This window comes from Candidatus Paceibacterota bacterium (assembly GCA_035546035.1).
Classification (GTDB): Bacteria; Patescibacteriota; Minisyncoccia; order Phycocordibacterales; family UBA6065; genus UBA6065.
In genome coordinates this window covers 97,053-109,804 of the sequence record DASZXC010000003.1, presented here as the reverse complement: position 1 = coordinate 109,804, position 12,752 = coordinate 97,053, and the positions used below count along the sequence as shown (strand labels likewise).

The following is a 12,752-nucleotide window of genomic DNA, read 5'->3' as shown; positions in this document are numbered from 1 at the left end:
CTCATTGCCTTTTGCGGAAAATTATACCATAGTGGTGCGCTCCGGCGCGGATCTCGCGCTCGAATTCGAGGCCTGCGGACAAGCCGAGATTCATGGCATCATCTTTATATATGACATGATCGCCGTGCGGGCCCATCTGGGAAAAAGAGGCGGCCCAATCTATGACGAGGAGCCTGCCGTTCGGCTTGAGGACTCGCTTCGCTTCGAGAATCAGGTTCTTGCGGTTCTCGACCATGAAAAGCACGTTCGAAGCGATGACAGCGTCGCACGTTCCCTCCCTTATTTTAGAGCCGCCCAGTTTTTCGATATTGCCTGCGATGATCTCTATGTTTTTAGCGCCGAGACGTTGCGCTTCTTTTTTCAGGCGCTCGAGAAGCTCTCTTTGTATATCGACGGCGTATACCGTGCCGCTCGGAGCGACGGCTTTCCCGGCTTCTACCGCATAGAAGCCGGAGCCCGCGCCGAAATCGGCGACGATCGCGCCGTCAGAAAGGCCTAATTGTTCGATATTGTGCCGAGGGTCGGAGAACATGCACCTATTATAGGCACACTACCGAAGCAAGGCTATCCCCTTCGCGCAATTTCATAACACGCACGCCCTGCGTAGAACGGCCGAGGACGGGTATCTCGGCGAGCGACACGCGAACGACCTGCGATTTCTTTGACATAGCGACGAGCTCGCTGTCCTCTTCGGTGATGACCTTGGCGGATATGACGGGACCGGTCTTGTCGGTGACGTTCATAGTAAGGATGCCGGAGCCGCCGCGCTTCTGGGTCTTGTATTCGGACGCTTCGGTCGTCTTGCCGTAGCCGTTCTTCGAGATAACCATGAGGCGGGTGGATTTCGCGCCCGACTTTATGACGTCGGCGCTGATGACGGCGTCTCCTTTACCCAACGATATGCCGCGCACGCCCATCGCGGATCGTCCCATTTCGCGGATGTCGGATTCCCTGAACCTGATGGACTGGCCTTCGGCGGTGACGATGGACATCTCGTCGCCCTTGGATACGAACGATACGGACATAAGGGCGTCACCCGATTCGAGCGTGATAGCGATGAGGCCCGATCGGCGCACGTCGTGGAAGCTTTCTGCTTTTACCTTCTTCGCCGTGCCGTCCTTAGTGACCATCATGAGCGACAGGCCGCCCTGCTTGGATTCTTTCGGCATCGGCAGTATGGACGTGACCTTCTCGTTGTCGGCAAGCGAAAGGAAGTTCACGAGAGCCTTGCCCTTCGTAGCGCGCCTTCCCTCCGGGAGCTCGTACATCTTTATCTGATACGCCTTGCCTTTATCGGTAAAGAACAGGATATCGGCATGCGTATTGGCCGTGACGAGGTTCGTCACGAAGTCCTCTTCTTTGGTATCGAGGTCTATGACGCCGACGCCGCCGCGCTTCTGTTTGCGATATTCGTCAGGGATCGTGCGCTTCACGTATCCGCCCTGGGTCAGGACGAGGACGTTCTCGACGTCCGGAATGAGATCCTCGTCGGAGATGACCTTCGCTCCGTGCTTCACGACCTTGGTGCGGCGCTCGTCGCCGTACTTTTCCTTGATATCGGTAAGCTCTTTCTTGATGACAGCGAGGATCTTCTTCGGCGAAGCCAAGAGGTCCTTCAATTCTTTTATGAGAGCCTGGACGGCGGTCAATTCGTCCTCGACCTTCTTGCGCTCGAGGCCGGCGAGCTTCTGGAGGCGCATGTCGAGGATGGCCTGCGCCTGGAGGTCGCTGAACTTGAACGTCTTCATGAGGCCCGCCTTGGCTTCTTCGACGTCCTTGGACTTCCTGATGAGCTTGATGATCTCGTCTATATGGTCGAGCGCTTTCTTAAGGCCAAGCAGGATATGCTCGCGCGCTTCCGCGATGCGGAGGTCGTATGCCGTGCGGCGCTTCACGACCTCTATGCGATGCTCGATGAAATTCTCGAGGATCGATTTGAGGCCGAGCGTCTCCGGGCGGCCCTTCACGAGCGCGACGATGTTCAGATGGAACGTATCCTCGAGCTGGGTGTGCTTATAGAGGAAGTTGAGGACCTTCTGCGGGTGAGCCCCCTGCTTGAGGTCTATGACGACGCGGATATCCTTCGCCGATTCGTCGCGGAGGCCCTTGATGCCCTCGATCTTCTTGTCGCGAACCAGGTCTGCGATCGCCATGATGAGATCGGCTTTGACGACGCGGTATGGGATGGACGTGATGACGATCTGGAACTGGCCAGCCTTGTTCTCGACGATCTCGGCGTCGCCGCGCGCCAGGATGCCGCCCTTGCCGGTGGCATAGGCGTGCTGGATGTCTTTTTCGCTGAAAATGTTGCCGCCCGTCGGGAAGTCGGGGCCTTTTATGAAATTAAGCAGGTCTTCGGTCGTCGCGTCTTTGTTCTCGATGAGGTGCGTGGTCGCGTCGATCACTTCGCCCAGATTATGCGGAGGGATATTCGTCGCCATGCCGACGGCGATGCCAAGCGTACCATTCAATAAGAGATTAGGGACGGCCGCCGGAAGGACCGCAGGCTCTTTTTTAGTGTTGTCATAGTTCGGACGGAATTCGACGGTCTCCTTTTCGAGGTCCTTAAGGAGCTCTGCCGCCATGCGCGACATCTTCGCCTCGGTATAGCGCATCGCCGCAGCGCCGTCGCCGTCTATCGAGCCGAAGTTGCCCTGGCCGATGATGAGGGGATAGCGCATCGAGAAGTCCTGCGCCATCTTGACCATCGATTCGTATACCGCCGCGTCGCCGTGCGGGTGGTATTTACCGAGCACTTCGCCGACCACGGTCGCGGACTTTCGCGTCTTGGCGGATGCGGTGAGACCGATCTCGTTCATCGCATAGAGGATGCGGCGATGGACGGGCTTGAGGCCGTCGCGCACGTCAGGAAGCGCGCGGCTCGTAATGACGGACATCGCATAGTCGAGGTACGACTCGCGCATCTCCGTCACGATCGAGCGGCCGACGATGCCCTTTTCGACGAGCGGAAGTTTCGGATCAGGCGTAGCAGCGGGATTTTTTGCGGCCATAAAGGTTATTAAAGCGTTAGGTTAAGGCGAAAATAAAAGGCGCTTCTGCAAGATTTTATTACGTCTATTATAGCATTTTTACTGCGTCTCTGCCACCCCCGTATCGGTCGCCTGAGCGTCGTCCGAGGCGCCGAAAATGACGCCCGCATTCTTCATGAAATCAGAGAAGATTCGGCCGAAGCCCGGCATGCCTTTCGCCGCCTGGTCGCTCGGGAACGAGAAATCCGTGACGCTGATGCGCATATAGAGAAAGGCGCCCCATATAAGGCCGATCGCGAGCGTGATGGCCAGCGATATGAGAACGACGGCCTTGCGCCTCTCGGCTTCAGGCTTCTTTCGGAGATTTTCGAAATATTCGAACATGTGCGTTGCGCCGCCCTATTATTTTCACGCTGACTATGCCGCCGGTTCGAGGAGGACGACGTCGGCTTCCTTTCCTTCGAGATCTTTTTTCTTGAGCGTGAGCTTATCCTGCGGCTTAACGGATTCTTCGCCCGCTTCTTTGAGGAAAGTCTTGAGCGCCGCGCTGTTGCCGAATGAGAGTGGAATGATGAGCTTCGGACCGATGTTCACCGCGAGCTTATACGCGTCGGCCGGCGACATGACGCCGTCGGCGCCGAGGGCGACGAAGAGGATATCAACGTCGTCGAGAGCCTCCGACGCTTCATCCGGAAGATCTTTGCCCCCGTGGGCGCCGAGGAAGCAGAGATTCATATTCTCGAGGTTGACCGTATATATAGCGTTGATCCTGTCTTCCCCGCCGTATTTCGAATCGGACTTGAAGCCCTTGATGAATACGCCCTTTATTTCATATTCGCCCGGACCGCTGATGGCGAACGCTTTCTTTTCGCCGAACGAGACCGTGTCGACGCCGTTCCAGTCGACGTCGTTTATGGAGACGAGGGCGATGTCAGAGCCGAATTTGGACGGCTTGAGCTTCTTCGAGTCCTTGGATACGGGATTGACCGCGAGCGTGATATCGCCGAACTGGACCTTTACGGACGCGCCGCCTTGATACGTTATTACCATGCGGAGAGTATAGAGTATTTCGCGATTTGTTTCTAGGGCGCGCGTTTCTTTACTTTATTCCGTCTTTTGATAGTATGTCCGAGCTGGCCGAAACCTACGTTTCGATCAGTATTTACAAGAAAATACCTCGAAATTAACCCTTTCCGCAGGCGCCCGTCAGGGCAAAGCTACGAGTAACTGCGCGGAGAGACATTTCAGGCCTTTTTCATTCATGGCAAAAGAAACAACCAAAAAGACCGAGGCCGTTCTCGCAGCAGAGGCCGAGGCAAAGAAGAAGTCGGAGACGGCAATGGGCAAGATGCTCGCCGCTTCGGCTACTCCTCCTAACGTCGGAGACCTCGTGGAGGGTTCCGTCATCGCTATCGACAAGAAGGGCGTCTTCGTAGACCTCCCTCCGTTCGGTACCGGTATTATCTACGGCCGCGAATACATCCTCGCGCGCGACGTCATCAAGAAGATCAACATCGGCGACAAGGTATCGGCCAAAGTCGTCGACGCTTCGAACAAGGAAGGCTACGTCGAGCTCTCCCTCAAGGAGGCTCGCCAGGCTTTGATCTGGACCGAGGCGGAGCAGGCCATCGTTGCGAAGACCATCCTCGAGCTCCCTATCAAGGAAGCGAACAAGGGCGGCCTCATCATCGAATGGCAGGGCATCCAGGGCTTCCTCCCTGCGTCCCAGCTCAAGCCCGAGCACTATCCTCGCGTACAGGACGGCGACAAGGACCGCATTCTCGAGGAATTGAAGAAGCTCGTCGGCACTAAGATCGCCGTTTCGATCATCGGCGCATTCCCTAAGGAGGGCAAGCTCATCTTCTCGGAGAAGAACTCCGTCGAAGGCAAGGACAAGGCGGTAGCGGTCGCTAAATTCAAGGTCGGCGACGAGATCGAAGGCAAGGTCACCGGCATGGTCGACTTCGGCGTCTTCGTCAAGATCGACGAAGGGCTCGAAGGCCTCGTCCACATCTCGGAGATCGACTGGGCTCTCGTCGAAGATCCGAAGACTCGCTTCAAGGTCGGCGACAAGGTCCGCGTGAAGGTCATCGAGGTCAAGGACGGCAAAGTGTCGCTCTCGATCAAGGCCCTCAAGCCGAACCCATGGGCAGAGGCCGGCAAGAAGTACAAGAAGGATATGGTCGTCAAAGGCATCGTGATCAAGTTCAACCGCCACGGCGCGCTCGCTTCGATCGAAGAAGGCGTTGCGGGCCTCGTCCATGTCTCTGAATTCGAATCCGAGGAGAAGCTCCGCGCCAACCTCGAGCTCGGCAAGGTATATCCGTTCAAGATAACCTTGTTCGACGCGGCGAATCAGAAGATGACGCTCTCGTACGCCGGAGAGAAGAAGTAGAGGGCTTAGCCAGCAAGAGCATATAAAAACACCCCGGGGTCTGGGGTGTTTTTATATGCTCTTGCTGGCCTGAATGTAAATCTCTATCTCCGGCGTATTAAAAGTACGGGGTCTGCATCTTACTTGACTTATAGATCATTAAGGTGTATGATTAGAAGGAAAGCTGAAATAAGGCTCTTTTTTACCCCCGAACTGAGCCCTGTTGCCTGGTGCGACACCCCTAAGCACCTGACACCAAAACCGGCGTCTGTCTAGCAAGGACAGACGCCATTTTATTTGGAGGGAACGCCTTCGGCTATCTATTGAACTCGGCGTTATATTCGCTCATGGCCCGCTCCGGAGAATCCGTGACGGCGAGCTCGAGACAGTCGACGACTTTCTTTATGACCTTCTTCAGTTCGCCCGCTTCCTTCTCTTTGAATCCGGCGACGATGAAATTGTCTATGATCGTCTCATGATCGGGCTTCTTCAATGCGCCCGACGCTTTGGCGGGAGTGATGCCGATCCTGATGCGGAACACGGCTTCGGTGCCGAGCGCTTTCAGGACGGACGCGACGCCCTTGTGGCCGCCGGCGCTTTTGTCCCAGGACATCTTCGCTTTGCCTAAAGGAATGTCGAGATCGTCGTGAACGATGATCATTTCAGGGAAAGCCTTGATCGCCTTGCCCTGCGAGTCCTTCATTTTCTTCGCGCCCTTGGCGAATCTGCCGGCTGATGCGCCGGATTTGTTCATGAAGGTCTCCGGGAGGACGAGCGTCGCCTTGCCCTTGCCCGCCTTGCCGTCCACGCTGCCCGTCAGGACCAGAGCCTGGGCTTTCTTGTCCATTTCGAATTCGCCCATGCCCGTCTTCTTGGCGAATGCCATGACCGCCTCGCGGCCTGCATTGTGCCGCGTGCCTTCGTATTCAGCGCCGGGATTTCCGAGTCCGATGATTATCATGCGCCCATTATATGCCACGGAAGGCCGCGGTCATGTCCACAACATGCGATATGCCATTGTGTCCATAGCCGTCTTCGTACTAAACTACATCAACCCAATTAATCTTCTCTCTCGATGCAACCTGAAAACGAGCAAGCCCGACCTCAAAAGCAAGGCTCGTTTTGGAAAGAGCTCCTCTATTACGCCCTCTTCGCCCTCGTCATCGTCGTCCCGGTCCGCATGTGGGTCGCTCAGCCGTTCGTCGTGAACGGAGACTCGATGGACGCTACGTTCGCGAACGGCGAATATCTGATCGTGGACGAGATATCCTACCACTTCCACGAGCCTTCGCGCGGCGACGTCCTCATATTCCGCTATCCGCAGGATCCGTCCAAATATTTCATAAAGAGGCTCATCGGCCTCCCGGGGGAAACCATCGTCGTCAAAAGCGACTCCGTCACGGTCATGAACAAGGAAAATCCGCAGGGTGTGCGATTGAACGAGCCGTATATACATTCGCGCACGTTCGGCAATCTGACGGAGACCCTCGGTCCCGACGAGTATTTCGTCATGGGCGACAACAGACTCGTCAGCTCGGACTCCCGCGTATGGGGTCCTCTGCCGAAGAGCGACCTCATCGGCAGGCCGTTCGTGAGGCTGCTCCCGTTCTCGAAGATCGGCCTGTGGCCGGGCGAGGCGGCGAGCTCGACCATGTTCGACACGCTCGAGAAGGCGCAGGAGTAGCCGTCCGTATTAATATTCAAATCATACCCGTATGAGCACCGTTTCGACCCCTAAGAAGCCTGCGCGCAAGACCAAGCGCCCCGCATTGTCCCATCCGAAATACGTCTCGTATGAGGGTATAGATAAGATCGGCGAAGTCGCCCTCTTTTACGGCTTCACCCCCCTCGCCCTGCCTCATATCAATCCCGAAGACAGCGCCGAGGCCAAGAAGATCAGCGAGGCCGAGATCGTCGTAGACCACGACAACCACGAAGAAGGCGCGGCGGTGCGCCTCGAGGAGAAGATCGCCCTCATCAGGCTCTATGAGCGGGAGAAGATGTGGACCCTGCCCCAGCCGGTCATGTTCTTCTATAAAAAACCGTTCGTAGGCGACCGTCGCAAGGCCAATCCGAAGGAGTCTCATTACGGCCTTGAGATCGTCGGCGCGAATAAATCGATCGCCGAGGCGCTCTTGATTCAGGCGGCGCTCGCCGCATTCAAGGAGCGCGGCGAAACCGACCTTCACGTCGAGATAAACTCTATCGGCGACAAGGAATCGCTCGCCCGATTCACCCGCGAGATCACCGCATACTATCGCAAGAACATGGCGAACCTGCCGCAGAAATGCCGCGACGTGATGAAAAAGGACGTATTCAGCCTCCTCGGCTGCGATCACGAGGCCTGCCGCCGCCTGACCGAAGACTGCCCTAAATCCATCAATTTCCTCTCGGAGCGCTCACGTCAACATTTCAAGGAAGTCTTGGAATACCTCGAAACGCTCGAGATCCCCTACGCTATCACGAATGCCCTGGTCGCCAATCGCGATTTCTGCAGCGAAACGGTGTTCGAGATCCGCAAGAGCGACCCGAAGGCGCACCCCCTCGCCATCGGCATCCGCTATGACACGCTCGCCAAGCGGCTCGGCCACAAGAAAGACCTTCCTGCCGTCGGCGTTTCCCTGGCCTTCGTCGGCAAGCCGGCGAAGGGCGAGATATTGAAGCCGTCGAAGATAGCGAAACTGCTCGCTCCGCAGATCTGCTTCATGCAGCTAGGCTTCGAAGCGAAACTGAAGAGCCTCCGCCTGATCGAAACGCTCCGCCAAGCGGGCATCCCCGTCATCCAGTCCCTCGCCAAGGACAAGATGGCCGGCCAGGTCGGCATCGCCGAAAAGACCCAGGCCCCTGCCGTCGTCATCATGGGCAAAAAGGAAGCTATGGAAGGCAGCGTCATCGTCCGCGATTCGGCCACCCGCTCGCAGGACACCGTCCTCATCGGAGATGCCCCGGCGAAGCTCAAAAAATACAAGGTATAGGCCTCAGAGGCCCTAAACTTGAGCTTTTTAGGGCCCTGTGATAGGCTATCCGTCTATGGCAACCAACGTAGAAATCGTAAGGAACGGCACAGAGAACCCATTGGGCCTCTTGAGGCGCTTCACGAAGCGCGTCCAGGGTTCGGGCGTCCTCCCTCGCGTCCGCGGCATCCGCTATCACGAGCGCACCCTCTCATCGTACAAGCGAAAGATGAAGACCCTCGAAGGCATCAAGCGCCGCGAAGACCGCGCGGAGCAGATCAAGCTCGGCAAGATCAATCCCGACCTTCCTCGAGGCAAGGGCAAGCGATAGAGATGGCATCAAAGCTCTCCATCATAAACAAGACGAAAGGCACGCTCCCCCGCGTGCCTTTTGCCGATATGAAAGACGCCGTATTGGGCCCTGACTATGACCTCTCCCTCGCCTTCGTCGGCGACGAGGAATCACGCCAGATCAGCATCAGGACCAAGAACAAAGACTATATACCGAACGTGCTGTCATTCGAGCTTGGCCCTGATTCGGGCGAGGTATTCATCAACCCCCTCGAGGCCGGACGCCAGGCGCCGCAATTCGACCGGGAGCCGTCTAATATGATCGCCTATCTCTTTATCCACGCACTCTGCCATTTGAAAGGATTGGACCATGGCGCTACAATGGAGAGAACGGAAGCGCGATTTCGAAAGGAATTCGGGGTCTAGCCCCGGCAACTGCCGGTCGCGCATACGTCTCTACTCATGCGCAAACACATCGCCGCAGGCATAGATATAGGCACCTATCAGGTCAAGGTGGTCGTCTCCGAATCCGATCCGGACGAGGGCGACAAGCTGCCGCGCATCGTCGGTACCGGATTCGCCGAATCGAAAGGCCTCCGCCACGGCTATATCGTCAATTCGCGCGACGTCACCAAGTCGGTCCTCCATGCCGTCGCCCAGGCGGAAAAGGCAGCCGGCGTGCGCATCAAAAAAGCGTTCATTTCGATCGGCGGCATCAGCCTCCAAAGCGTCGCATCCGTAGGATCGGTCGCCATCTCCAGGGGCGACGCCGAGGTATCGCAGGTAGACATAGACAAGGCTTCGTCTGCCGCGGAGCGGAACATACCCGCATCGCAGACGGTCAACCGCCGCATCATCCACACCGTTCCCCTTTCCTATAAGATCGACGGCAAGCCGGTATTCGGCCGCCCTATGGGCATGAAGGGCAGCAAGCTGGAGGCCAAAGTGCTTTTCGTGACCTGCCTCTCCCAGCATCTCGACGACCTCATAGACGCCATAACGGATGCTGGGATCGAGGTCCTCGACGTCGTCGCATCGCCTATCGCAGGCGCTCTCGTCACCCTGACCAAGAACCAGAAAGTCGCGGGCTGCTTGCTCGCCAATATCGGCGCCGAGACCGTCTCGATCGTCGTCTACGAGAACAATCTGCCGATCTCTCTCGAGGTCTTCCCTATAGGCTCGAACGATATCACGAACGATATCGCGCTCGGCCTGAAGCTTCCGATCGAAGACGCCGAAAGCCTCAAGCGCGGATCCCTTTCGAACGTTCAGATATCGAAGAAGAAGCTCGACGAGATCGTCGGCGCGCGGCTCTCGGACATCTTCGACCTCATTGAAGCGCATCTGAAGAAGATCGACAGAAATGGGCTCCTTCCCGCGGGCATCATCATCACCGGAGGGGGCTCCGGGATATCGACGATCGAAGACCTGGCCAAAGCTTCCCTCAAGCTCCCGTCGCGCATCGCCAAACTGGGCATAGACGGAAGGAACGGGATCAAGGATTCGTCATGGTCGGTCGCATACGGGCTCACCATCCTCGGGATCGGAAGCGACGAGGGCGCGGACCAGGGGCTCGTCAAAGGCGGCGCGTCGTTCGCGCGGGCGTTGAAAGGCTGGTTCGCCCAATTCCTTCCTTAGGAAAAAGCCTTGTATCGCAAGGCTTTTTTGACATTTTGCTTTCCCCATATCGTCCCCATGTTACGCAACAGATTTTTGTTGTATTTTGATTTTCCTTTGTATATGATGTACGCACCTTAGCCAGATCATCACCATTCCCATGCCCAACATCGTTCCTGAAGTAGAGACGTTCGCCCGCATCAAGGTCCTCGGCGTAGGCGGTTCCGGCAAGAACGCCATCAACCATATGATCAACTCCAAGGTCCGCGGAGTCGAGTTCATCGCCGTGAACACGGACGCGCAGGACCTTCATCACTCTCTCGCGAAAAAGAAGATCCACATCGGCAAAAACCTCACCAAGGGCCTCGGCACGGGCATGAATCCGGAGCTCGGACGCCGCGCAGTGGAAGAGACGAAGGAAGAGCTTCAGGAATCCTTGAAAGGCGCGGACATGGTATTCGTCGCCTGCGGCATGGGAGGCGGAACCGGATCAGGCGCGGCTCCCGTCGTCGCCAAGACCGCAAAAGAACTCGGCTCCCTCACAGTCGGCGTGGTCACCAAGCCGTTCTTCTTCGAAGGCACCCAGCGCATGAAGGTCGCCGAAGCGGCTCTCGAGAACCTCAAGAAAGAGGTCGACGCCATCATCATCATACCGAACGACAGGCTTTTGGCGACGGTAGACAAGAACACGACCGCGAAGAACGCCTTCGCTATGTGCGACGAGGTCCTGAAGCAGGCCGTAGAAGGTATTTCCGACCTCATCACCACCCCCGGCATTATAAATATAGACTTCGCCGACGTCCGATCCGTTATGGAGAACACCGGTTCGGCTCTCATGGGCATCGGCGTGGCAGCGGGCGACAAGCGCGCCGAGGACGCCGCTAAGATGGCGATCTCATCCCCTCTCCTCGACATCTCTATCGCGGGTGCGAAAGGCGTACTCTTCTCTATCGCCGGCGGCGACGACCTCACCATGTTCGAGATCCAGGACGCCGCGAAGGTCATCACCGAATCTATAGACCCGAACGCCAAGGTCATCTTCGGTACCGTCCGCGACGAGAAGATCAAGAAAGGCGAAGTCAAAGTCACCGTCATCGCTACCGGCTTCGGCGAGCTCCCTGTCCACCCGGGCATCAAGGCGAAGTCCCTCTTTTCCGGTCCTGCCGAAGCGAAGGAAGAGGCCAAGAAGCAGATACATAACGTGATCGCTCCGGCAAAGAAGGAAGAGGAGCCAAAAAAAGAAGATAAGGCTATCCCTACCATTAGCCACGATGACGACGATTGGGGCGCGGTTCCGGCTTTCTTGCGCAGGAAGAAGTAAGCAGGACATATTCTGCATACAAAAAGTACCCCAGGCCCTGGGGTACTTTTTGTATGCAGAATATGTGCTATATAATCTTTCTATGGCGATACAGCCGAAATGCGATGAATGCGGTCGGGAACTCATGGAATTCGGCGGTATTCTGTTCTCCCCTCCAAAAAAAGATATGGTCCGTAAATATCACCTTTGCATATCGTGTTACAAAGCGATTCTGAAAGATTTCAAGAGCAAGAAAGCGAAATAGGTCTGCTATAATATCTCCACTATGTACGATCTCGTGATTATAGGAGGCGGCCCGGCGGGCGTTGCGGCCGGAGTGTATGCTTCGCGCAAGCGCCTGAAGACCGTTTTCATAACGAAAGACTGGAACAGCCAGTCCACGGTGTCCGAGGGCATCGAAAATTGGATCGGCACGGTCAAGATATCGGGGCTCGACTTCGCCAAGGCGCTTGAAGGCCACCTGCGCGCATACGCGGCAGACGTCGTCGACATAAAAGCGGGCGAAACGTGCAAGAACATCGAAAAAACCGCCGATGGAACGTTCACGGTGACGACCGATACGGCTTCGTACAAAGCTAAGACGGTGCTCATAGCAACTGGAAGCGCCCGCAGGAAGCTCGACGTCCCCGGCGCGGCCCAGTTCGAGCACAAAGGCATCACCTATTGCGCATCCTGCGACGGGCCGATATTCGCGGATCAAGACGTCGCGGTCATCGGCGGCGGCAATGCCGCATTCGAAAGCGCCGCGCAGCTCCTCGCCTATTGCAGATCGGTGACGCTCCTCAACCGAAGCGACGAATTCAAGGCCGATCCCGTGACGGTCAAGAAAGTGCTCTCTAACCCGAAGATGCACGCGCTTACGGGCGCGATCCCTTCGGAAGTGAAGGGCAATAAATTCGTATCGGCCCTCGCCTACAAAGACAAGGATTCGAATGAACAGAAAGAGCTCGCCGTCACCGGCATATTCGTCGAGATCGGCTCGATCCCCGCGACCGATTTCGCGAAGAGCCTCGTCGCCATAGACGCGTTCGGACGCATCGCCGTCGATCCAAAGACGCAGGCGACCTCCGTCGAAGGCGTCTGGGCTGCCGGAGACTCGACCGACGGCCTCTATCATCAGAACAATATCGCCGCAGGGGACGCCATAAAGGCGCTCGAGGATATCTACGTGTACATCCACGCCAAGTAATCGCGGTACAATATAC

At 56.7% G+C, this 12,752-nt stretch carries 13 protein-coding genes; 8 read left to right on the top strand and 5 right to left on the bottom strand.

The window, feature by feature from the left end:
* Window position 1: 1 nt before the first annotated feature.
* The 4 genes from VHE10_01040 to VHE10_01025 form a co-directional block, all read right to left on the bottom strand.
* Entirely contained in the window at window positions 2-532 is a 531-nt protein-coding gene (locus VHE10_01040; GenBank protein ID HVU06368.1) for a class I SAM-dependent methyltransferase, read from the bottom strand.
* Window positions 533-539: 7 nt separating this feature from the next.
* Entirely contained in the window at window positions 540-3,011 is a 2,472-nt protein-coding gene (gyrA, locus tag VHE10_01035; GenBank protein HVU06367.1) for a DNA gyrase subunit A, read from the bottom strand.
* A gap of 78 nt (window positions 3,012-3,089) precedes the next feature.
* A complete protein-coding gene (locus tag VHE10_01030) occupies window positions 3,090-3,374 on the bottom strand; it encodes a hypothetical protein (protein HVU06366.1) in 285 nt (94 codons plus the stop codon).
* Between the two features lie 33 nt (window positions 3,375-3,407).
* Entirely contained in the window at window positions 3,408-4,040 is a 633-nt protein-coding gene (locus VHE10_01025) for an MBL fold metallo-hydrolase (protein ID HVU06365.1), read from the bottom strand.
* A 211-nt stretch (window positions 4,041-4,251) separates the two neighbouring features.
* On the opposite strand from VHE10_01025, the gene VHE10_01020 reads away from it, so the two are divergent.
* Window positions 4,252-5,385: a S1 RNA-binding domain-containing protein gene (locus VHE10_01020; GenBank protein HVU06364.1), complete on the top strand. Its 1,134-nt coding sequence runs from the start codon at window positions 4,252-4,254 to the stop codon at window positions 5,383-5,385.
* 295 nt (window positions 5,386-5,680) lie between these two features.
* Here the strand turns inward: VHE10_01020 and pth are convergent, their stop codons facing one another.
* Complete coding sequence (gene pth, locus VHE10_01015) at window positions 5,681-6,325, bottom strand: aminoacyl-tRNA hydrolase (protein HVU06363.1); 645 nt, start codon at window positions 6,323-6,325, stop codon at window positions 5,681-5,683.
* Window positions 6,326-6,439: 114 nt separating this feature from the next.
* Here pth and lepB point away from each other — a divergent pair, with 114 nt between their 5' ends.
* From lepB to VHE10_00980, 7 genes are all read left to right on the top strand, one after another.
* Window positions 6,440-7,048 carry a signal peptidase I gene (gene lepB / locus VHE10_01010; protein ID HVU06362.1) on the top strand — a complete coding sequence of 203 codons (609 nt, stop codon included), beginning with the start codon at window positions 6,440-6,442 and terminating at the stop codon, window positions 7,046-7,048.
* Window positions 7,049-7,079: 31 nt separating this feature from the next.
* Window positions 7,080-8,339 (top strand): His/Gly/Thr/Pro-type tRNA ligase C-terminal domain-containing protein, encoded by a 1,260-nt coding sequence (locus tag VHE10_01005; protein ID HVU06361.1) that lies wholly within the window; start codon window positions 7,080-7,082, stop codon window positions 8,337-8,339.
* A 55-nt stretch (window positions 8,340-8,394) separates the two neighbouring features.
* Window positions 8,395-8,649, top strand: coding sequence for a hypothetical protein (locus tag VHE10_01000; protein HVU06360.1), 255 nt, complete (start codon window positions 8,395-8,397; stop codon window positions 8,647-8,649).
* A 2-nt stretch (window positions 8,650-8,651) separates the two neighbouring features.
* The gene (gene ybeY / locus VHE10_00995) at window positions 8,652-9,035 is read left to right on the top strand and encodes an rRNA maturation RNase YbeY (protein HVU06359.1); all 384 of its coding nucleotides are present in this window, start codon (window positions 8,652-8,654) and stop codon (window positions 9,033-9,035) included.
* A gap of 36 nt (window positions 9,036-9,071) precedes the next feature.
* Window positions 9,072-10,247: a cell division protein FtsA gene (gene ftsA / locus VHE10_00990; protein HVU06358.1), complete on the top strand. Its 1,176-nt coding sequence runs from the start codon at window positions 9,072-9,074 to the stop codon at window positions 10,245-10,247.
* 139 nt (window positions 10,248-10,386) lie between these two features.
* Window positions 10,387-11,547, top strand: a complete 1,161-nt coding sequence (gene ftsZ / locus VHE10_00985) for a cell division protein FtsZ (GenBank protein HVU06357.1) — start codon at window positions 10,387-10,389, stop codon at window positions 11,545-11,547.
* A gap of 265 nt (window positions 11,548-11,812) precedes the next feature.
* Complete coding sequence (locus tag VHE10_00980) at window positions 11,813-12,736, top strand: FAD-dependent oxidoreductase (GenBank protein HVU06356.1); 924 nt, start codon at window positions 11,813-11,815, stop codon at window positions 12,734-12,736.
* Window positions 12,737-12,752: the final 16 nt, after the last annotated feature.

Coding starts and splice junctions, on each gene's coding strand:
- VHE10_01040 (HVU06368.1), bottom strand. CDS start 532: ATGTTCTCCGACCCTCGGCACAATATCGAACAATTAGGCCTTTCTGAC.
- gyrA (HVU06367.1), bottom strand. CDS start 3,011: ATGGCCGCAAAAAATCCCGCTGCTACGCCTGATCCGAAACTTCCGCTC.
- VHE10_01025 (HVU06365.1), bottom strand. CDS start 4,040: ATGGTAATAACGTATCAAGGCGGCGCGTCCGTAAAGGTCCAGTTCGGC.
- ybeY (HVU06359.1), top strand. CDS start 8,652: ATGGCATCAAAGCTCTCCATCATAAACAAGACGAAAGGCACGCTCCCC.
- ftsA (HVU06358.1), top strand. CDS start 9,072: ATGCGCAAACACATCGCCGCAGGCATAGATATAGGCACCTATCAGGTC.
- pth (HVU06363.1), bottom strand. CDS start 6,325: ATGATAATCATCGGACTCGGAAATCCCGGCGCTGAATACGAAGGCACG.
- VHE10_00980 (HVU06356.1), top strand. CDS start 11,813: ATGTACGATCTCGTGATTATAGGAGGCGGCCCGGCGGGCGTTGCGGCC.
- VHE10_01020 (HVU06364.1), top strand. CDS start 4,252: ATGGCAAAAGAAACAACCAAAAAGACCGAGGCCGTTCTCGCAGCAGAG.
- VHE10_01005 (HVU06361.1), top strand. CDS start 7,080: ATGAGCACCGTTTCGACCCCTAAGAAGCCTGCGCGCAAGACCAAGCGC.
- VHE10_01030 (HVU06366.1), bottom strand. CDS start 3,374: ATGTTCGAATATTTCGAAAATCTCCGAAAGAAGCCTGAAGCCGAGAGG.
- VHE10_01000 (HVU06360.1), top strand. CDS start 8,395: ATGGCAACCAACGTAGAAATCGTAAGGAACGGCACAGAGAACCCATTG.
- ftsZ (HVU06357.1), top strand. CDS start 10,387: ATGCCCAACATCGTTCCTGAAGTAGAGACGTTCGCCCGCATCAAGGTC.
- lepB (HVU06362.1), top strand. CDS start 6,440: ATGCAACCTGAAAACGAGCAAGCCCGACCTCAAAAGCAAGGCTCGTTT.